At 55.8% G+C, this 21,535-nt stretch carries 16 protein-coding genes; 2 read left to right on the top strand and 14 right to left on the bottom strand.

Translation table 11 applies throughout. From position 1 onward, the window contains the following. Positions 1 to 592: 592 nt before the first annotated feature. From ACP5OT_RS07375 to ACP5OT_RS07430, 12 genes are all read right to left on the bottom strand, one after another. A complete protein-coding gene (locus ACP5OT_RS07375) occupies positions 593 to 1,096 on the bottom strand; it encodes a hydrogenase maturation protease (protein WP_424677190.1) in 504 nt (167 codons plus the stop codon). An 80-nt stretch (positions 1,097 to 1,176) separates the two neighbouring features. Further along, positions 1,177 to 2,598: a Ni/Fe hydrogenase subunit alpha gene (locus ACP5OT_RS07380; protein WP_428112265.1), complete on the bottom strand. Its 1,422-nt coding sequence runs from the start codon at positions 2,596 to 2,598 to the stop codon at positions 1,177 to 1,179. Positions 2,599 to 2,675: 77 nt separating this feature from the next. Further along, positions 2,676 to 3,209 carry an oxidoreductase gene (locus ACP5OT_RS07385; protein WP_424677192.1) on the bottom strand — a complete coding sequence of 178 codons (534 nt, stop codon included), beginning with the start codon at positions 3,207 to 3,209 and terminating at the stop codon, positions 2,676 to 2,678. A gap of 17 nt (positions 3,210 to 3,226) precedes the next feature. Continuing rightward, the gene (gene hoxU, locus ACP5OT_RS07390; protein WP_424677193.1) at positions 3,227 to 3,934 is read right to left on the bottom strand and encodes a bidirectional hydrogenase complex protein HoxU; all 708 of its coding nucleotides are present in this window, start codon (positions 3,932 to 3,934) and stop codon (positions 3,227 to 3,229) included. After that, positions 3,924 to 5,531, bottom strand: a complete 1,608-nt coding sequence (locus tag ACP5OT_RS07395; RefSeq protein ID WP_424677194.1) for a NuoF family protein — start codon at positions 5,529 to 5,531, stop codon at positions 3,924 to 3,926. Before ACP5OT_RS07395 ends, hoxU begins: the two co-directional genes overlap by 11 nt. Before the next feature lie 3 nt (positions 5,532 to 5,534). Continuing rightward, positions 5,535 to 6,056: a bidirectional hydrogenase complex protein HoxE gene (hoxE, locus tag ACP5OT_RS07400; protein WP_428131775.1), complete on the bottom strand. Its 522-nt coding sequence runs from the start codon at positions 6,054 to 6,056 to the stop codon at positions 5,535 to 5,537. A gap of 292 nt (positions 6,057 to 6,348) precedes the next feature. Beyond that, positions 6,349 to 8,676: a sodium-translocating pyrophosphatase gene (locus ACP5OT_RS07405; protein WP_428131777.1), complete on the bottom strand. Its 2,328-nt coding sequence runs from the start codon at positions 8,674 to 8,676 to the stop codon at positions 6,349 to 6,351. Between the two features lie 341 nt (positions 8,677 to 9,017). Beyond that, entirely contained in the window at positions 9,018 to 9,899 is an 882-nt protein-coding gene (locus ACP5OT_RS07410) for an STAS domain-containing protein (RefSeq protein WP_424677197.1), read from the bottom strand. Positions 9,900 to 9,940: 41 nt separating this feature from the next. Beyond that, positions 9,941 to 10,816, bottom strand: coding sequence for an STAS domain-containing protein (locus tag ACP5OT_RS07415; RefSeq protein WP_428131780.1), 876 nt, complete (start codon positions 10,814 to 10,816; stop codon positions 9,941 to 9,943). Positions 10,817 to 10,839: 23 nt separating this feature from the next. Beyond that, on the bottom strand, positions 10,840 to 11,685 hold the full coding sequence (locus ACP5OT_RS07420) for an STAS domain-containing protein (RefSeq protein WP_428131782.1): 846 nt from the start codon (positions 11,683 to 11,685) through the stop codon (positions 10,840 to 10,842). Positions 11,686 to 11,703: 18 nt separating this feature from the next. Beyond that, the gene (gene proS, locus ACP5OT_RS07425; RefSeq protein WP_424677199.1) at positions 11,704 to 13,146 is read right to left on the bottom strand and encodes a proline--tRNA ligase; all 1,443 of its coding nucleotides are present in this window, start codon (positions 13,144 to 13,146) and stop codon (positions 11,704 to 11,706) included. Positions 13,147 to 13,318: 172 nt separating this feature from the next. Next, positions 13,319 to 13,564, bottom strand: a complete 246-nt coding sequence (locus ACP5OT_RS07430) for a hypothetical protein (protein WP_015941216.1) — start codon at positions 13,562 to 13,564, stop codon at positions 13,319 to 13,321. Between the two features lie 193 nt (positions 13,565 to 13,757). Here ACP5OT_RS07430 and ACP5OT_RS07435 point away from each other — a divergent pair, with 193 nt between their 5' ends. After that, the gene (locus ACP5OT_RS07435; RefSeq protein WP_424677200.1) at positions 13,758 to 14,336 is read left to right on the top strand and encodes a DUF1997 domain-containing protein; all 579 of its coding nucleotides are present in this window, start codon (positions 13,758 to 13,760) and stop codon (positions 14,334 to 14,336) included. A gap of 202 nt (positions 14,337 to 14,538) precedes the next feature. Beyond that, entirely contained in the window at positions 14,539 to 18,069 is a 3,531-nt protein-coding gene (gene pulA / locus ACP5OT_RS07440) for a pullulanase-type alpha-1,6-glucosidase (protein ID WP_428131785.1), read from the top strand. 251 nt (positions 18,070 to 18,320) lie between these two features. Here the strand turns inward: pulA and htpG are convergent, their stop codons facing one another. Both htpG and moaA read right to left on the bottom strand, forming a co-directional pair. Further along, the gene (htpG, locus tag ACP5OT_RS07445) at positions 18,321 to 20,210 is read right to left on the bottom strand and encodes a molecular chaperone HtpG (protein ID WP_424674897.1); all 1,890 of its coding nucleotides are present in this window, start codon (positions 20,208 to 20,210) and stop codon (positions 18,321 to 18,323) included. A gap of 194 nt (positions 20,211 to 20,404) precedes the next feature. Continuing rightward, complete coding sequence (gene moaA / locus ACP5OT_RS07450) at positions 20,405 to 21,466, bottom strand: GTP 3',8-cyclase MoaA (protein WP_424674896.1); 1,062 nt, start codon at positions 21,464 to 21,466, stop codon at positions 20,405 to 20,407. Positions 21,467 to 21,535 lie beyond the last annotated feature (69 nt).

A 21,535-nucleotide genomic window follows, 5' to 3' on the forward strand; every position in this document is an offset into this window, starting at 1 on the left:
TGGTGCGCCCTTGAATAGGGAGTGGGTGAGCGCAGTATCATCTGTCATTGCGAGCGCAGCGAGCAATCTGCCGCACGGTAAGATTTCTCGGGCGCTGGTGCGCCCTTGAATAGGGAGTGGGTGAGCGCAGTATCATCTGTCATTGCGAGCGCAGCGAGCAATCTGCCGCACGCCACATCGTGGGTCTGGAACGCGGTAAGTCCCTGTGCCCGCTACAGCGAGTCTGACATGCGACAGGCCACCGTCGCACAGCTTAGGAACACGGTAATTCACCACCGCACGCACAGCACTATGTCCCGACTACAGACAGCAAGCATGGGCCTCACTCCCCCGACCTCCACTATCAGTGCGTCACCCAAGCGTGGCGTACGGCTGCATCTCCTCACGCGACGATTGGTCGGTATGCCGATGGTGTTGCTCTCCCCCCGCTTGAGGTAGGCACAATCCGTAGGGAATGATGGCACACGGTAAGTCACTGCCGCTCGCCACAGCAGGTATGGAATAGGCTGTCACCCACTATTCCACGAGTAGCTAGCGAGTGTGTCGCCGTTCCCTCAAATCCACTACTCTGATTTGATCGTCGGTCGCATTGCTACGATGCTCCCACCGCTTGCGTTCGCAATGGCCAGTAACGTCGTATCAAATACGCTCGCGCCACCCGAGCTGCATACGCGACGGCTCGTTCTGTAGCGGGACTAAGCGTTAGACTCAAAGAAGTGTCATAAGCTGGAATCGTTACCAGTATCGCTCGTGGTGCGTGACCGTAGATCAGACGAGCCAGCGCAAGCAATGCGGCGGGATCACTCTGATGACTAGAGGTGAGTTGCCTTGCTGGTTCGATGCAACGTACCTCGACGTGAGTGCGATCAATGGCGGCATCGAGGAAGATTACCCGCCGTGAGCGAGCGATGAGAGGAGCTAATTCTGGCGTGAGTTGGGTCTTGGTCACGACCTGCAACCCAGCGACTCGCCATTGCCGGATCCGTTCGGCGGCTGCCTGTCCGGCATAGTCGTCGCCACGTACCGGATTCCCGTAGCCAATGACGAGACCATACGGTGCGATCGCAGGACATCGGCGCCGGCTGCTGTGTCCCATAGCTAACCCTTTCACGAGATTACCGTTATTTGTTGACAATTATACCGCAGACAATGATTTGGTCTAGGTCTTCACCTTTTTTAACGACTGAGGCGACCTACCAGTGTGCCGTGCGCATCGTATAACTCAACCTCCATCGCCATCTGTCCGATAGCGTGCGTCGAACAACTTAAGCATGGATCATACGCACGTACACCTGCTTCGATCCGGTTGAGAATGCCTTCATCAAACTGACCGTTGCAGATGTAGTTTTGGGCGATCTGACCCACTGTGCGGTTTATCGCCAGATTATTTTGACCGGTGGCAATAATGAGATTAACGTCAGTAATTAACCCCTTCTCATCAACCCGATAGTGATGGAAGAGCGTACCGCGAGGTGCTTCGCTTACTCCAACCGCCTCGTAACGATTGACCCCAGCGTCGGCGCGAAGGTTAGGTGAAAGGAGATCATCATCTTCGATCAGCATTTCGATGTGTTCAAGGGCAGCGATGATCTCGATAAGCCGGGCATGATGGTAGTAGAAACTCCCTTCGATCACCGGTCCGACCTGTTCGCGAAGTTCATGTAATTCAGCATCGGCTCGCGGTGTACCTATTGACGCACATACGTTAAGCCGCGCGAGCGGCCCAACTCGGTACATACCCTGTGGATAACCGAATGCACGAATGTAGGGAAACTTCAGATAGCTCCATGGCTCAACCGCTTCTCCAATCACGTCGCGGTAGTCAATCGGATCGAGATCGTCGATCAACATTTTGCCGGTATGGTCAATAATTCGCAGTTTACCACCATAATGCATCCAGCGGCCACCAGGCCCGACCATGCCGAGGTATAAGCTGGGGAAGACACCGAAGGTTGTAACTTCACGTTGGTATTGCTCGGTGAGCCGTTTGAGGCGTGCTATCGCATCGAGGGCAATTGTCAGCATTTCAGGTACAGCAGACCGAATTCGGTCGCGACTACTCTCGGTCAGACCACTACGGACTCCGCCCGGTACTGCCCACGCCGGGTGAATTTTACGTCCACCAAGCAGTTCAATTACCTCTTGACCAAATTGACGTAAGCGGATCCCATTCCGGGCAACGTCTGGCTCGGCAGCGATCAAGCCAAATATGTTGCGCTGTGCCGGATCGCTGTCAAAGCCGAGCATGAGATCAGGCCCACTCAGGTGAAAGAAACTGAGGGCATGCGATTGCATAATCTGACCGAGATTCATCAGGCGGCGGAGTTTCTCTGCAGCCGAAGGGATCTGAACTGCCAGTAAAGCATCACCGGCACGAGCTGAGGCAAGTAAATGGCTGACTGGGCAGATACCGCAGATCCGAGCAGTAATACCGGGCATTTCCCAAAAGGGCCGTCCAATGCAGAATCGTTCAAAACCGCGAAACTCGGTGACGTGAAAGCGCGTCTCGGCAACATTACCGTTGTCATCGAGATAAATGCTGATCTTAGCATGCCCTTCGATCCGCGTAACCGGATCGATCACAATCCGTTGGCCCATCGCGCACTCCTTCTGTCATGGTTCGCGCAAAACATTACGGTGCGCTCACATATTCCATCTCAATCATCACGTCTTACCTATCCAAATCGAATATCAACTTCCGGTTTGCGGCCTGCGAGCAATGCCTCGAGTAAGGCACGAATCCGGGGTGCCGATGGTGGGCAGCCGCTCAGATAATAGTCCACAGGGATGACCTGATGAACCGGCATCACCTTATCGAGGAGCACCGGCACAATACCCGGCTCGTGAGGTATTGTCCCGCGTGGGTCGCCATGTTCGATGTAGACCTGTTGTAGAAGCTGTTCTGGGGAACCCAGCGGATTGCGCAGCGCAGTAACATTCCCGCTCACAGCGCAATCACCGAAAGAGACGATAATCTTACTGTTACGCCGGGCAATATGCGCCAGTTCGAGGTGTTCGTTATTGGCGATGGCTCCCTCGATCAACGTCACATCAACATGAGATGGAAATTGTTTGACATCGGCGATCGGACTGTACACAAGATCGGCCTGTGCTGCTAGCTCAATCAGCCATTCATCGAGATCGAGCAATGACATATGACAGCCCGAACAGCCGCCTAACCAGATGGTCGCAATACGTGTTCGGCTCATGCGCCTCTCCTTGCGCGTTACCAGCGCTGCTTGCGTGCTTCAACTATCAACGCGATTCGTTCGCTGGCGTGAGGACGTTCACCAACAGCGACACCACGCGGGAAAATAGCCCCGGTTGGGCAGGCCAACTGGCACTTGCCGCAACTCGTGCATGTCGTAGATGTTCCCCACGGCTGATTCAGATCGGTGATAACTCGCGAATCGGTGCCACGCCCTGCTACATCCCACGTATGGACGCCTTCGATCTCGTCGCAGGCGCGTACACAGCGTGTACAGAGTACGCAGCGGTTATGATCGATGCCAAAGCGCGGGTGTGAGATGTCAACCGGACAGTTGGGTGAGAGGTAATCGTAGCGCACATGATCCATACCGACCATGGCGGCCAATCGTTGCAATTCGCAATTGCCGCTGGCAACACACACTGCACAGACGTGATTGCGTTCGGCAAAGAGGAGTTCGATGATCTGGCGTCGATACATTTGCAGGCGGGGAGTGTTGGTATGGACGACCATCCCTTCGCTGACCATCGTCATGCAGGCCGGTTGCAACCGACGCTGACCTTCGATCTCAACTAGGCAGAGTCGGCAGGCGCCGACGTCTGACAATCCATCGAGGTGGCAGAGGGTCGGGATGGTGATCCCTGCCTCACGGATAGCTGCAAGCAGGGTTTCACCAGGGCGCGCCGATACTAGATGGCCATCAATCGTGAGCGTCTTAGCTGCCATAATCGCCCTCCGCACCGATCAACTGTTCGTATTCGTGTCGGAAGTAGTGTAAGGTACTGAGCACCGGGTTGGGTGCCGATTGCCCCAGGCCACAGAGGCTGGTTTCGCGCATTAGTTCACATAACTCTTCGATCTTGACCAGATCACTCCCTTTTGCCTGACCGTTACGGACCTTAGTCAACATATTGAAGAGTTGAACCGTCCCTACGCGGCAGGGAATACATTTACCGCACGATTCCTCTTTACAAAACTCCATGTAGAAGCGGGCAACATCGACCATATTGGTGTGTTCGTCCATAACCACCATACCGCCCGATCCCATGATGGAGCCAATGGCGGCGAGTGATTCGTAATCAACCGGCGTATCGAACAGACTGGCCGGGATACACCCACCAGACGGCCCACCGGTCTGTACCGCCTTTACCGGGGAGCCATCTGGTGTGCCGCCGCCTATCTCTTCCACGATTTCACGCAGCGTGATGCCCATCGGTACTTCAATAAGGCCAGTGTTGCGGATCTTGCCGGTGAGGGCAAAAATCTTCGTCCCTTTGCTCTTCTCAGTACCAATGTTGGCAAACCATTCAGGTCCGTTCTCGATGATAGCGGTGATGTTAGCAAACGTCTCGACGTTGTTAATAAGAGTTGGCATGCCCCATAGGCCACTTTCAGCGGGGTAGGGTGGACGCGGTCGTGGTTGACCACGGCGACCTTCAATCGATGCAATCAACGCCGTTTCTTCGCCACAGACAAACGCACCGGCTCCAACGCGAATGTCAATGCGAAAATTAAAACCGCTCTCAAAAATCTGAGTGCCGAGCAGACCGAGCCGGCGTGCTTGCACAATCGCCTTTTGCAAGCGGTCGATTGCCAATGGGTACTCACCGCGCACGTAGATAAAACCTTGTTCGGCGCCAACCGCATAGGCTGCAATCGCCATTCCTTCTAACACCAAGTGTGGATCGCTCTCAAGAACGCTGCGATCCATAAACGCACCTGGGTCGCCCTCGTCGGCATTGCAGATCACAAATTTGCGTTCGCCGGGGCTTTTCGCCACGGTCGCCCACTTGAGACCGGTCGGATAACCGGCGCCACCACGTCCACGGAGGCCGCTACGGGTGATAACGTTGATTACCTCAGCCGGTGTCATTTCGTGGATTACGTGGTAGAGCGTGCGATAACCTCCCACGGCGATGTAGTCTTCGATCCGTTCGGGATTGATCTGGCCGCAGTGACGGAGTACGATCGGTAGTTGGCGGGTAAAAAAGGGGATGTTTCGATCACAGCGTGGTACTGCGCAAGGACCACCATCAAGGGCCGCAACCAAATCTTCAGCATCGGCTGGGGTGACGTGTTCGAAGGTTTCGCCGGTAGGTTCGATACGTAGTAACGGACCGTGACCACACAACCCCATGCAGCCAACCGGGATGACATCAACTTCGGCCAGCTTGCCGGCTGCGGTCAATACGGTTTCAAGACGGCGTTTGATTTCGAGTGATCCTGAGGCCTGACAGCCGGCAGCAGCACAACAAAGAATACGCTGTCGGGTGTGATGGCTTTGCTCTCGTTCGGCGATGGTTTCCAGTTCGTGGAGATCCATACCCTACTCCTCACGGCCAAGCAACGACCGAATCCGCGCTGTTAGATCTGAGCGGTCGGCGTGTCCGATAACTTCACCATCGAGGACAACGGCCGGTGCAATGCCACATGCGCCGAGACAGCGTGCAGTGAGTAAGGATAACTGCCCATCAGGACTGGTGTGACCGGCCTTGATCCCGCTTAATGTTTCGAGTTCGCGCAGCAAGATGGCAGCGCCGCGCACGTAGCAGGCAGTGCCAAGACAGACGGTGCAGCTATGTCGACCTTGAGGGGCCAATGAAAAGAAATGATAGAAGGTTGCGACGCCGTATACTCGACTTGGCGGCAAATGGAGGCGTTGGGCTACCTCGCTGAGTAATTCTGGTGACAGAAAACCGTAGAGTTCCTGGGCTTTGTGCAGAACTTCGATCAATGCGTTTCCCTGATACTGGAAACGCTTCATCGTCGCCTCAAGGATCTTGCGGCGGCTATCGCCGGCAGGGCGCATTTCACGGTCAACATCGGCCTTCGGCGCAGGTGTCGTCATTGAACCTCTCCCTTACTGATGAGCGGATACTATATTGATACTAATTGGTTGGCAACTGTTTCGGCGAGAAGAGTTGATTACCCGGCGTTAACGTCGGAGGGGAGATGTAGCTACTTCGTACAGAGCTGATTGGGGAACCAAGGAATACGATTGGCGTCGTTAGGACACTATAACCGAGGGTAACAGCCGTAGGGGAAGATGGCAAAGTGTAAAGGTAGGGATACAGTGTCGCTGTATCCCTACCCACTTACAACTCGATGCTCCGGTTACAAGATTAGTTAAAACTTACTAACTAATCGGCTGATGCCGGTGCTTGAGCGATCTCTTTAAGCGTCTCGCTTTCACGCTTGCTCTGCCAGATTGCCCAGATCAGCGCAGCGACACAGAGAATCATCGCGACAATCACACCTGGATTGCCGGGTTTGATCGTCACCACAATCGGTGCAATAATCAGCGCCACCAGATTGATCACCTTGATCATCGGGTTCAAGGCAGGGCCGGCAGTATCCTTAAGCGGATCACCAACGGTATCGCCAACCACGGCCGCCTTATGTGGTTCGCTGTGTTTGCCGCCGAAATTACCTTCCTCGATGTACTTCTTGGCGTTATCCCAGGCGCCACCGGCATTTGCTTGGAACACTGCCATCAATTGGCCGGTGAGGATAATCCCAGCGAGAAAACCACCCAACGCCTCGACACCGAGCGTAAAGCCGACAATAATCGGCACCAACACGGCAATCAGGCCAAGGCTGATCAGCTCTTTCTGGGCTGCCGTCGTAGAAATCTGAACAGCACGCGCGTAATCGGGCTGTACCTTGCCCTCCATCAAACCGGGGATACGGAACTGCCGTCGCACTTCGTTGACGATCTGCGCTGCGGCCCGCGATACGGCGCGGATGGTCAGCGAGGAGAAGAGGAAAGGTACCGCACCACCAATGAGGAGACCGATGAACACGGTAGGTGCAGCGACGTTAATCGACGAGAGCAGCTCGATACTCTGCTCGCCCTTGGCGATCATCTGTTGTAACACCTTATTGACATCGGTGAAATAGGAGCCATAGAGCGCCACTGCCGCGATAACAGCCGAGCCAATTGCAATCCCCTTCGTGACCGCCTTTGTTGTATTGCCAACCGCGTCGAGGTCATCCATCACGTTGCGCGCATTCTTATCAAGTCCGGCCATTTCGCCGATCCCGTTAGCGTTGTCGGAGATGGGGCCGAAGCTGTCCATCGAAATCGTATTACCGGTTAACAGCAACATACCGATACCGGTCAACGAAACCCCGTAGAGAATCGCAGTAAACTGAGTAGCCGCCGGTTCACCGGAGTAGATCAACACCGACGTAAAGATCGAGGCCGAGATGACCAGAATTGCCCAGACGCTGCTCTCCATACCGAGCGCTAAGCCCGACAAAATATTCGTCGCCGATCCAGTTTGGGAAGCCTTTGAGGTTTCTTTCACCGGGCTGAAGTGGGTGCTGGTAAAGTATTCGGTCAGCTTATCGAGAACGACTGCCAAGACCACACCGGAGAGGGTGGCAAAGAACGGTCGCCAGTCGACGACACCGGTTGCTTCGTCAACCATAAAGATGGGAGTTGCCGCAGCGCTGGCCGCAATAGCCAAACCGGCAGCAATGTAGAAGCCACGGTTCATCGCTGCCATTGCATTGCGCTTACGTTCATCGGTGGTGACGAACAGATTGCCGATGAACGAGGCAACTACACCAATCGCGCGGAGCACCAGCGGGAAGATGATGAAGCGCAGATCATACGCTCCGTCACCGATAGTGCCCACAACCGCATCACCCAGCACCAAGCCGAGGATCAATGCCGATACCAGCGTCACTTCAAAGCTCTCAAAAACGTCAGCCGCCATACCGGCGCAGTCACCGACGTTATCACCGACCAGATCGGCGATTACGGCTGCATTGCGCGGGTCGTCTTCGGGGATGCCAGCCTCAACTTTGCCGACAAGGTCGGCGCCGACGTCAGCCGCTTTGGTGTAGATACCGCCACCGACGCGCATGAAGAGTGCGATGAGCGAACCACCGAAGCCAAAGCCGAGCAGGGCGTCGGGTGCAGCAATCCCGAAGACCATAAAGATTAGGGTACCACCGAGTAGGCCGAGGCCCACGGTAAGCATCCCGGTCACCGAGCCGGATTTGTACGCGACCTGAAGGGCCGGATTATACCCTTTTCGCGAGGCCGCGGCAACGCGCACATTCCCTTCAACGGCCACATTCATCCCGACGTAGCCGACGGCATAGCTGAACAGCGACCCCATGAGAAAGGCCACTGCTCGTCCGATCGCTACCCAAAGGGTAGCTGCCTCTTCACTGCCGAACCGCTCAACCGCTTCGGTTGTGGGGGGGATGATGAACACACTCGCTGCCAGGACAAAGGTGAGAATGACGATGAGGATGGAGATGGTACGGAATTGCTGGCTCAGATAAGCGTTCGCGCCGGTCTTGATAAATCCCCAGACTTCGCGCATTTTCGGCGTACCGGTGTCCTGCGCAAGGATTTGGCTGCGAATGAAGAAGGCGTACCCGATACCGAGCAGCGAGACGATGAGGACGGCCCAGACTGCAAGACTTTGGACGGCGTTCAGATCCTGCATGACCCCAACTCCTTCGTTGCACGAATGCACGACCCGATGAAACTGCCGGCGCGGCGCGCAGGGCACGGGGCTTGCGCGGGGCGCTGGTGTTTGGGAAAATCTCCTACCGTAGACGTGGATTATTCTAGCATAGCCGAGTTACGATTGCAACGTTCGGCACAAATGCGATGTTGGGCATAAATGGTGCGAAAGTAGTGCAATTACGCGAAGTGCTCTGCGTTGTCGGTAATGGTTATCATACTGCTGATAAGTGCGTTGTCAGGTGATTGGGAGAGATGCCGTAACATCGGGTGAGCCAGATGTGAGGTGATCGGCGGATCGCATCGGCTCGTGTAGCTTGCTCATCGAACGCTTGGTTTGGTTGTCATCACCGGCTTAATCACCCGTCCTAGTTGCTTGAACGCCAGTTCGATGCCGTTTTGCAGATGAGCACCGATAAGAATACCGTGTAAATCGACACCGAGCTGGACAATCGTTTGGGCAATTTCCGGGCCAATCCCGACCAAAATGACCTGGGCGCCGATCAATTGGGCAGCGCGTGTTGTTTGTAAGAGGTAATTGGCGACGGCGGTATCGATCACGGGTACGCCGGTAATATCGATGATGACGATATCCGATTGGCGTTCGGCGATGGCGGTTAGTAAGCGTTCCATGATCTGACCGGCGCGGAAGCTATCGATAACGCCGACCAGCGGTACGACCAAAATGCCTTCGTACAGCGGTAAAATAGGCGTACTCAGCTCGCGGATGGTCTGTTGTTGCGATGTGATCTGCTCGTGTTGATCGCGAAGCTGATGGTGCAGTCCTCGGTACGTCACGTCAAAGCTGTTCACCATCGCACGCTGGAAGTGCGCTAACAGATCCGCCACCAGGCGCACCGTAGCAGGGGTGCAATCGGGTCGTTGAGCAGCGAAAGCTTCCAGCGCTTCCCACGTTAATGCGCGAAAATTGTTTATTGCCACTAGCACATCATTCAGGGAGAGACCGCCGAGGGCACGCATCTCACCTACGGCCTCGGCGTGGGATAAGAATGAGGCGAGATCTTGGGTGCCGATGGCTTTAGCCAACTCCTCGATGGTTGTGCTCATCGTGCTCAGCATATCCTCTTGTTCGAGGTTAGCGTATCCCTCACTCTGTTCCTGTACACGCCGCGCCAATTCAGCAAGTATCTCTGTGCGGCGATTGAGTAGAAAGTCTTGTAGATCGGTAAAAATACTGGTCATGCGACCTCCTCGTCGCTGCTGTCTTCGTTGGCCCCATTACCTTAGCGTAGATGCCCTTCCATCGATGGCCTAATTGCCCGTCCAATGCGGCTTAGCGCTAATTCAAGACCATTTTGTAAACTTGCTCCGATGATAATCCTACTTAAATCGACGCCGAGCTGGACAATCGTTTGGGCAATTTCCGGGCCGATCCCGACCAAAATGACCTGTACGCCGATCAATTGGGCAGCGCGTGTTGTTTGTAAGAGGTAATTGGCGACGGCGGTATCGATCACGGGTACGCCGGTAATATCGATGATAACGATATCCGATTGGCGTTCGGCGATGGCGGTTAGTAAGCGTTCCATGATCTGGCCGGCGCGGAAGCTATCGATAACGCCGACCAGCGGTACGACCAAAATGCCTTCGTACAGCGGTAAAATAGGCGTACTCAGCTCGCGGATGGTCTGTTGTTGCACTGCAATCTGTGTGGCTTGATCGTAGATTTGTGCTTGCATTTCACGGTAGACCCGGCTAAAACTGGTGAGCAAGGTCTGACCAAAGGCTTGCAATACATCTTCTATCTGCCGAATGTGCGAGACGGTAACAACCTTGTGATCGCGGTCATACGCTTCTACCATATCCCAAGCAACATGCCGCAGTTCATTCAGGGCGGTAAACAAATCACCGGCAATAAAACCACTGGCTGCTCGCGCTTCTCCTACTGCACGAGCGTGGGAAAGCAAGGGCTGTATATCGCCGGTGGCGATGGCATACCATAGGGTCTGCAATGATGTTGTCACCGCCTGCAACAGGGTCACCCGATCCATAGCAGCATAGTTTGCCTGTTGAGCGCGCAGATAGTCGGTGAACACTTCGGCGGTAGTAGTGAGCTGTGCTTCACAGAAGTCAGCAATGTCGGCAAGAACGGTTGGCATGGTAGTGTTGTCGGCGTGTCGAGTCAGCGAATCGCATATCCTAATTGCTGTAACGCCAACTCGATCCCGGCTTGCAAGTTAGCACCAATCCGAATCCCACGCAGGTCGACGCCGAGCTGGACAATCGTTTGGGCAATTTCCGGGCCGATCCCGACCAAAATGACCTGTACGCCGATCAATTGGGCAGCGCGTGTTGTTTGTAAGAGATAATTGGCGACGGCGGTATCGATCACGGGTACGCCGGTAATATCGATGATAACGATATCCGATTGGCGTTCGGCGATGGCGGTTAGTAAGCGTTCCATGATCTGGCCAGCGCGAAAGCTATCGATAGCGCCGACCAGCGGTAAGACCAGAATACCTTCGTACAGCGGCAAGATAGGCGTACTCAGCTCGCGGATCGTCTGTTGTTGGGCTTCAATCTGCTCTGCCTGATCGCGCAACTCCTGCTGAAGCGACAACATCGCCTGACTATAACCGAGCAGTAAAAGGCGATTGAACTCGTGAATAGCATCCTCGAACCGGCGCACCTCACCAATCGCCAATTGATCGCTGCCGAAAGCTTCAAGTTCCTGCCAGCAAAACTCACGGATGCGGTTCACAACGATCATCATGTCGTCGAGTGAGAGTCCCATCCGGGCACGACGTTCGCCAATCTGCGGTGCCCATTCGTTGACCGGCACACTATCATTCTCACCGAAAAGCGCGCAGATCGTCTCAACCGAGCGTTGCAGGGCCGGGCTTAATTCGTGAGCAGGAATAGCAGCATAGCCGCTGCTATCGGCTTGGACAGCTTGGCGCAAGCGCTCTCGTGTTTGCGGTAAGCGCTCGCGAATGAACGTAGCGAGGTCGGTTAGAGTGGTGCTCATAGCATTCTGTTTGATCGGCTAATACGCGCGGGCGAAGATCACTTGGCGGTCGGTTTCACGACCGGTATAGACACAGCGGCCCACCGTCCCCGGTTGTTCGAGCGGAATACAGCGGATGGTCGCTCGCGTCTCCTCTTGAATGCGCTTTTCGTCGGCGGTACTGCCGGCCCAATAGGCACGGGCGAAGCCACGTTCGATCTGTTCTTTAAGCTCGTCGTAGGTTGCGACATCGGCGGTACGGGCCTCGCGGAAGGCAAGGGCGCGCTGGAAGAGACCGGTCTGCATTTCGCTCAGCAGGGCCTCGATCCGTTCGGTTAGTCCGGCTTGAGGCACAAAACTCTTGCCGACTTTGCCTGGCATATCGCGGCGAGCGAGGGCGACCGTCTCTTTGGCGACATCTTTCGGCCCGATCTCGATCCGCACCGGCACCCCCTTCAGTTCCCACTCGTTAAACTTGTAGCCGGGGCTATAGTTGTCGCGGTCATCAACCTTAAACCGCAGCCGGCCCTTCCACGCGGCGGTCATACGGTTGACGGCTTCCATCACTGCGCTGCGCTCTTCATCATTCTTGTAAATCGGCACCACGACCACCTGAATAGGTGCAAGACGCGGTGGTAGCACCAAGCCTTCATCATCCGAGTGAGTCATGATTAGCGCACCGATCAGGCGCGTGCTTACGCCCCAGCTCGTTGTCCACGCATACTGGATGGTGTTATTTTGATCGGTAAAGGTGATGTCAAATGCGCGGGCGAAATTCTGACCGAGGTTATGCGAGGTACCGGCTTGGAGGGCGCGACCATCTTGCATCATTGCTTCGATGCAATAGGAACGGAGTGCACCGGGAAACTTCTCTTTCTCAGTCTTGAGACCGCGGATGACCGGTACCGCCATCTCTTTTTCTACGAAATCGGCATAGACCTCGTGGAGAATCCGCAGCGTCTCTTCTTCGGCCTCGGCCTCGGTAGCGTGAGCGGTATGGCCCTCTTGCCACCAGAACTCGGCGGTACGGAGGAATGGGCGGGTACGCATTTCCCAGCGCATGACATTGGCCCACTGATTGTAGAGGAGGGGTAGATCGCGGTACGAGCGGATCCACTTGCTATAGAAATAACCAATGATCGTTTCGCTGGTCGGGCGAATCACATACGGTTCGGCCAATTCTTCGCCGCCAGCGCGGGTGACTTCGGCCACTTCGGGAGCGAAGCCCTCAACGTGCTCGGCCTCTTTCATAATGAAGCTCTTGGGAATAAGCAGCGGGAACTGGACGTTAGAGTGGCCGGTGGCTTTGATTCGGTCATCGAGGGCGCGCTGCATCAATTCCCAGATGGCCCAACCATGGGCCTTGACCACAATACACCCACGCACGACTTCGGCGACTTCGGCCAGATCGGCTTCGCGCACAATATCGAGATACCACTGGTTGTAATCAACGCTGCGTTGGGTAATAACCTCTTTTGGCATGCCGCTTCCTCAGGTTGATGATCAATCCTTACATATGTATTAACGCTTCGCCTATTATATCCCACATGAACGTTTGGTTGTGCGCCTACAACACAGAAAAAGCGGGGTGAATACTGACCCCGCTTGCAACCTGCGTTGGTGCGGTGGAAATCGCAAACCGACTGACTACATCCTACTTTTTCAGCTCTTGTTGGATCGTGGCCATTATCCGATCAACATCCAGACCGGCCTCTTTGGCGAGGCGGATCTGTTCGAGTAGGCGAGCTTGTGCCTCAGCGAGCCGGCGTTGCTGATCAACCTTCTCTTGTTCGCGATCGGCTTTGGTTTGCTCTTCCGCCCATTTCCACGCTTGTTCCCAGAAGAAGCCGATCTCGCGGAACATCATGCTGAAAATGCCGTCGCTCTCTTTGACAGCCATTGATCGCTCCTTCCCGCCGCTAGCTTGGCTGCGGCGCTATTCTCATGCTCCTGGAGAACATTCTATTACGCAAAAAGCAAAACGTCAATCGGCCTGCTACTTGCACAATGCGGATAGAGATGCTATACTAGCCGTGATTGATGTCATATATGAAATATGCGCACGCTTTCGCGGGTTGCGCCGAGGAGCGTCTATGCCGGCGCCCTACACATCCTCTGTCGCCAGTGACGATCATCGTCGAGCCGTCGATCTCAGTGGTGCGGCAGTTCACCTCTTCCGCTTTAACGGTCCACTGGAGCTGGCCTACGAGTATTTCTGTGATATTCCGGCAGTATTTAGCCTCCTGCCCGATGTGATCGAGATTCTTGCTTACGGCCCTAACCGCTATCGCTTGATCGTTGGAGCCACCGACGGCCACGGCCACGCTATGGCCGGGTATTTCGATATTGCCGCTGTATTTGAACCATTCCGCGCGATTCGGATTACTCCTGTCGATGATGGCCCACTGATTGATTTGACCGGCTTTGTCTTCCCCGGTCAACTCTTCGCCGAAGCGATCTTTTACCCTCACGCCCACGGTACCGATGTTGAGTACAATGTTGAGCTGGCGATGACTATTCCGGTACCGAAGGTCTTGTGGTTTATGCCTGGGCATGTGTTGCAAGCAATCGGTGAACGGGCAATGGAACATAAGATGAACCATATGATCGGCGGGTTCTCACGGGCCATTGATACCGATTTTCACGCTTGGCTCAGTACAGTGCGTGAATAGCCCGCCTCGCTCCGAGCGAGTGCTTGCTGAGTCAGTTTGGTGTTATTGCCCCAAAGGGGCTTTTTTTATCTGGATGGATCAACCAATTGCCGGGTCGCAGACCGTGCAGCGCGTATCGTGACGATGTCGGTTGCGTGATTTCGGCATTTCCTGCTATACTACGCGCAAATAGTTTCGTTGCTAACTATCGAAGGTGAAGGCTATGCGGCTGGCTTGGCAACAGCGGGCGCTGACAGCGCTTTCGTTCTGGTTGGTGTTGGTGTGGTTGGTGATCGTGCTGCCGGTTGCGGCCCAAACGCCCCCCAATCCAAAGACGGTTACGATTCCCGGTACCATCCAAAGTGTGCTCGGCTGCCCCGGTGATTGGCAGCCGTCGTGCAGCATTACCTATCTCACGTATGACCCGGCGGTGGATGTGTGGAGCGCGCGATTTGACTTGCCGGCGGGCTATTACGAGTACAAGGTTGCGCTGAATGATAGCTGGGCCGAGAATTATGGTCTCAATGCCCGCCGTGATGGGCCAAACATTCCATTGCAGGTGCCGGCGTCAACGTCGGTTCGGTTTGTCTACGACCACAAGACCCACTGGGTGACGGATAGCATCAATACGCCGTTGATCGTTGCGGTGGGCGATTTCCAACCCGCCCTTGGCTGCGCCGCCGCCGATGATCCTACTTGTCTCGGTTCGTGGCTGCAAGATCCTGATGGTGACGGGTTGTATACCTTCACCACCAATCGCATCCCCGCCGGCGAGTACCGCTTGCGGTTGGCGATTGGCGAGACGCTGGAGGGTGCGATTGGCGAGGGCGGCCCGAATGGTCCGCCGTTTGTGATAAAGGTTGATGAAGGTGGTGAGGTATATATCGGCTATAACGTGGGGAGTGGTGAAGTGACCATCTCGACTGCTGGTGCGCCGAAAGGCGATATTTCGCGGGCGCGTGCTTACTGGGTTGATGCCGAGACGATTGTTTGGAATGTCATTGGGACGCCACGGTATCGATATGCACTCTTTAGTGATCCGAACGGTACGATCAAACTTACTCCTCAAGGGGTGAGTGGTGGGCAGCGGATTGATCTGACCTTTACGCCTGCCGGTCCCGGTGCGGCGTTGGCTAAGTTTCCTCATCTGGCCGGGTTTAGTGCCTTTAAATTACCACCGCTCGACCGAGCGCGTCTGATCGGTCTGACCCGTGGTCAGTTGGTGGTGGCAATGTATGATGAGAATGGTCAGCCGCTCGATGCGACGCGAGTCCAGATTCCCGGCGCCCTCGATGCGCTCTTTCCCTACGATGGCCCGCTCGGTGTGGCAATCGAGAATGGGGTGCCGATGATCCGGGTCTGGGCGCCGACGGCGCGCCAAGTGCGGTTGCACCGTTTTGCCGATGCTAACCCCGATACGCGCGCGGTGGTCTTGCCGATGACGCTCGATGCTGCAACCGGCGTCTGGAGTATTCGCGGCGAGGCGAGCTGGATCGGTCAGTACTATCTGTTCGAGGTTGATGTCTATGTGCCGAGTGAGGGTCGGGTGGTGACAAACCTCGTGACCGATCCCTACTCAGTTGCGTTGAGCGCCAATAGTACCCGTAGTCAGATCATCGATCTGAACGATCCAGCGTTACAACCGCCCGGTTGGGCGATGCTGCAAAAGCCACCACTAGCGGCGCCCGAAGACGTGGTGCTCTACGAGCTGCACGTGCGCGACTTTAGCATTCTCGATGAGACGGTGCCTGCCGATCTGCGGGGGACGTTTCGCGCCTTCACTGTGCGTGAGAGTGTGGGTATGCGTCATCTGGCCGAGCTGGCCAAAGCCGGCGTGACGCACGTCCATCTCTTGCCGGTGTTCGACATTGCGACCATTGAGGAGATTCGTGAGCGACAAGTGCCGTTACCCTACGAGCAATTGCGTGCGCTGCCACCCGATTCACCGGAACAGCAAGCCTTGATCGAACCGATCCGCGACCTCGATGGCTTCAATTGGGGGTACGATCCGTACCATTACTCGGTACCAGAAGGGAGTTATAGCACCAATCCTGATGGCCCACAGCGCATACTTGAGTTCCGCGAGATGGTGCAGTCGCTCAACCAAATCGGTTTACGGGTGGTGATGGATGTCGTGTACAACCATACCAACGCGAGCGGTCAAAACCCGCGTTCGGTGCTCGACCGGATTGTGCCCGGTTATTATCACCGCCTTGATGGCGATGGGAATGTGACGACGTCGACTTGCTGCGCCAATACTGCGACCGAGCATCGTATGATGGAGAAGTTGATGATCGATTCGGTGGTGTTGTGGGCGAAGTACTACAAGGTCGATGGCTTTCGGTTCGATCTGATGGGCCATCATATGAAAGACAATATGCTGGCGGTACGGGCAGCCCTCGATGCACTGACCCTCGAACACGACGGTGTGGATGGCAAATCGATTATCATCTATGGTGAAGGATGGAATTTTGGTGAGGTAGCCAATAACGCGCGCGGTATCAATGCCACTCAATTCAATATGGCCGGCACCGGTATCGGCACCTTCTCTGATCGGCTGCGCGATGCAGCGCGTGGTGGCGGCCCCTTCGACGATCCGCGCTTGCAAGGCTTCATTTCCGGCCTCGCCACTGATCCGAGCGACTTCCCGCAGGGTACCCCCGATGCGCAGCGGGTCAAATTGCTGGCCGAGACTGATCTGATCAAGCTGGGGTTGGCCGGTAATCTCAAGACGTACCGCATGGTTAACTACGAAGGCCGCACCGTGCCCGGCGAACAGATCAAGTACCGCGGCGCCGCCGGCGGCTATACGCTTGACCCGCAAGAGCAGATCGTGTATGTATCGGCGCACGATAACGAGACCCTGTTTGATGCCATCCAACTGAAAGCAGCGGCCAATACGCCCATAGTCGAGCGCGCACGTATGGCTCAGCTCGGCCTATCGTTGACCGCGTTGGCGCAAGGTATTCCCTTCTTCCATGCCGGCGATGAACTGTTGCGCTCGAAGTCGCTCGACCGCAACAGCTACAATTCGTCGGATTGGTTCAACCGGATCGATTGGCGTGGTCAAGAGAATACGTTCGGATCGGGCTTGCCGCCGGCATGGGATAACCAGAGTAACTGGCCGATCATGGCTCCGCTGCTGGCAAACCCTGATCTCAAGCCGGATGAGGCGTTGATGCGCGCCACTTACGACCACTTCCGCGAGATGTTGCGTATTCGCCGCAGTACACCGCTCTTCCGGTTGCGCACTGCCGAAGAGGTCGAGCGGATGGTGTCGTTCTTCAATAACGGTCCTGATCAGATTCCCGGACTGATCGTCATGAGCATTAGCGATAACGGCGTGACGCGGGTTGATCCGAATATCGGGCAGGTTGTGGTGCTGTTTAATGCCCGACCCGATACGGTTACCATCACTATCCCCGAATTGGCGAACGGTGATCTGCGCTTGCACGATGTGCAGGTCGCATCGAGTGACGAGCGAGTGACGCAATCGCGCTACCAGGTTGATGGTACGTTTAGCGTACCGGCCCGCACGACAGCGGTCTTCGTCGGCCCACGCCCCCTGGTGGCAGCGCCGGCACCCACGCCAACGGCCACCACTGCACCGATACCGACGACGGCAATACCTACTGCTACCCCCGAACCGGCGCCGACTGCCGGGAACGGTGGTGTACCGTGGTGGGTGTGGATTGGGTTCGCAGTGGTTGTGTTGGGCGGCGTGGGCTTGGTTGTTGCCTGGCGCAGAAGGTAAAGGCGCAGAGGGGGCAAAGGCACAGAGACTCTCAACGCAAAGACGCAAAGACGCAAAGGGCGCAAAGATTGCCAAGGTTTTTGTTGTAGGGGTTAGCGTATAGCTGTACTAAAGCCCCCCCCTTTCACCTACCTTGGCGACCTTTGCGTTCTCAGCGCCGGCCTTCACGCCACGAAGATGCATCCTGCACTGCCGTAACGTTCACCTACCTTGGCGACCTTTGCGTTCTCAGCGCCTTTGCGTTTTCGCGGCTACCGCTCGGCGTTGGCAGCGAGTTCAAGCAGCCGCAAGATGCGCGGCACCATTACCGCTGGATCGCGGTGCAAGCCCTCGATCAGCAGCGCGTTGTCGTAGAGCTGCTCGGCGGCTAGCGGGATCAGCGGATCGTTGGGATCGGCGGCGGCACGACGGGCCAGCGCGGCGATCAATGGGTGCGCCGGGTTCAGTTCCATAATTCGCGGACCACTCTGGACTTCTTGACCAAGAATCTGCTGGATCCGCTGCATTTCACGACCAAAAGCTGCTTCATCAGCGACCAAACGTGCCGGGCTATCGCGCAGCACCTTCGAGGCGCGTACCTCCTTCAGCCGTTCGCCCAATGTGGCTGCGATTCGCTCGGCCAGCGCGGTAAATTGCGCGTCATCAATGACCGGTGTCGGTTGGGTGACCTCACCGGGCAATTCCAGATTGCCCTCATCGATATTGCGTAGGCGCAACCCTTCGTACTCTCGCAAACCCGACAGCATGAAGCCGTCCATCAAGTCGGTGAAGAGGATGACCTCAATATCGCGCGCACGTAACGGATCGAGATGTGGGCTATTGAGTGCCGCCTCGCGGCTGGCCGCCATCAGGTAATAAATCTCCTTCTGACCGGGAACCATGCGCTCTTTATAGGTTGCGAGCGTAATCCACTCTTCGCCACTCTTAGTCGTCTGCACGCGGAGCAGCTTCAGCAATTCATTGCGATGCTCGTAATCGGTAGCAATACCCTCTTTGATAAAGGGGCCAAACTCCTTCCAGAACGTGCGATATTTCTCCGGATCGCGTTCGGCCAGGTCGTTCAACTCTTTATGCAGACGACCGGTAAGCGTCTTGCGCAGACGCTGCATCACCGGTGAACCGCCGGCGGTACCGCTCTGCACGCTTTCGCGCGATACGTTGAGTGGTAGGTCTTCGCTATCGACCACGCCCTCGATAAAGCGGAAGTGGGCCGGCAATAGGTCTTTGGCCTCTTCGAGGATCAGTACCTTACGCGAATAGAGCTTGATCTGGCCTTCGATCCGGCGTTCGAGAATGCCACGCTCGCGGCGGGATGGGATGTAGAGAATCGCATGCAGATCAACCGGCGCGTCGGTTGAGATATGGATATAGCTGAGCGGAGGCTGGCTATCGAGGGTCAGTTGACGATAGTAGTCGTTATACTCGTCGGCGGTAACGTCACGTGGTACTTTGCGCCAAATCGCAGTGCGCGCATTGATCTGACGGCCATCGAGCATAATCGGGAAAGCCACGTAGTTGGAGTGGCGCCGCACAATCTGCTCGATCCGCCAAGGATCGGCGAACTCGGTCGCATCTTCTTTCAAATGGAGGGTAATTGTGGTCCCGCGTCGTTCACGCTCGGCAGGGCCAACGACAAAGCTATCGCCACCGCTCGATTCCCACATAGCGGCTGGTGCGTCAGGCCGATACGACTGCGAGACGACCGTTACCTTATCTGCGACCATGAACACGGAATAAAAACCAACACCGAATTGACCAATGATCTCGCTAGCAGTTTGCTTGGCATTTTCACCCGCCTGCTTGACAAATGCACGAGCTGCCGACTGTGCAATCGTACCGAGATGTTCAACCATCTCGTCGGCGGTCATTCCGATACCGGTATCACTGATCGTGAGGGTACGAGCCTCTTTATTCACTTCAATCGTAATCTGCGGTTCGAGATCGGGGTCACGGACATCGCGATTGGTCAGCATCTCGAACTGCACCCGATTGATTGCATCGGAGGCGTTCGAGATCAATTCGCGCAGAAAGATTTCACGGTCGGTATAGAGTGAATGGGCCAAAATATACAGAACTTGTTGTACTTCTGCTTTAAAGGTGTGCGACTGTCGGCCGGTTTCGGTCAACGGTTCGGTTGTCATATGCCTCCCTCGTTCACGTGATTGCTCTGCCGAACGGCCATTCGAGTGGCCGTAAAGCAAATCGTCAGTCTACCACACGACGACGCAGACAACACTGCACAACGCGGTGTGTAGCTACGGGTATGGCAGACACTCCGCTACCATGCATGGTAATCATTCGGACGGTATTTGATCATTAGAGAGATGTTGGAAAATTAGCCACCCAATTCAGACATACCACGCAAGGTTGGTTTTATCCCTTCGGGGAGGCCGTGGCCCCATGGCTTGATATAAACGGCGTGGCGAATAATTTGCTCAATCTCGTCAACAGTGGCCCCGCTACGGACTGCCGCGCGCAGATCGACCTCATCGTCGCGGAGGAGGCACAGGTGCAACCGACCATCGGCAGTTAGGCGCATGCGGTTACAGGTTGCGCAGAAGGGATCGCTCACACTGGAAATAAAGCCGATCACTCCCTTAGCGCCGGGCAAACGGTACGTGCGGGCCGGATCACTTGGTGCATGGCCTATCTCCTCAAGTGGACCGTAACACTGTTCGAGGCGAGCAAGCAGCTCAGCGCTAGTCACAATCCCCTCTTCAGCTAAACCCGCCACACCGGTAAGGGGCATCACCTCGATAAAGCGAAACTCCCATGGTCGGTCGAGGGTCAGGCCGGCGAGCCGTACCACCTCTTCATCATTCATCCCGCGCACCACCACGGCGTTCAGCTTGATTGGGTGGAGACCGGCAGCATCGGCCGCCTCGATCCCGGCCCAAACCTCATCAAGATTACCGCCGCAGGTCATTATGCGAAACTTCACCGGGTCGAGCGTATCAATACTGATATTCACTCGGTCGAGACCGGCCGCGCGGAGTGGTTGCGCCAGTTTGCGTAGACGAAGCGCATTTGTCGTCATTGCGATATGCTCAATCCCGGGAATGCGCTTCAGTTCGCGCACCAGGTTCACCAGATCGTGGCGTAGGGTCGGTTCACCACCGGTAAGGCGCAGCTTACGGAAGCCGGCACGGGCAGCAGCGCGGATCACGAGCAACAACTCATCGTTGGTCAGCAACTCTGAGCGGGGAGCGAACTGCACACCAACTGCCGGCATACAGTAGACACAGCGCATATTACAGCGGTCGGTAAGCGAGACGCGCAGGTAATCAATCCGGCGGCCATACTGATCAAGCGCCGGCGTATCGGTTGGATAACGTGGATGACGGGCAGGCTCGTAAAATATGATCGGGGTCGTACCGGAGAGCGGGTTGGCGGCCATGCATACACCTCATTGTGAAAATCGTAAAGGCGGCAAACCGTATTGCCATGCACCTTTGTGAACAAACGA

The organism is Chloroflexus sp. (assembly GCF_049970315.1).
Classification (GTDB): domain Bacteria; phylum Chloroflexota; class Chloroflexia; order Chloroflexales; family Chloroflexaceae; genus Chloroflexus.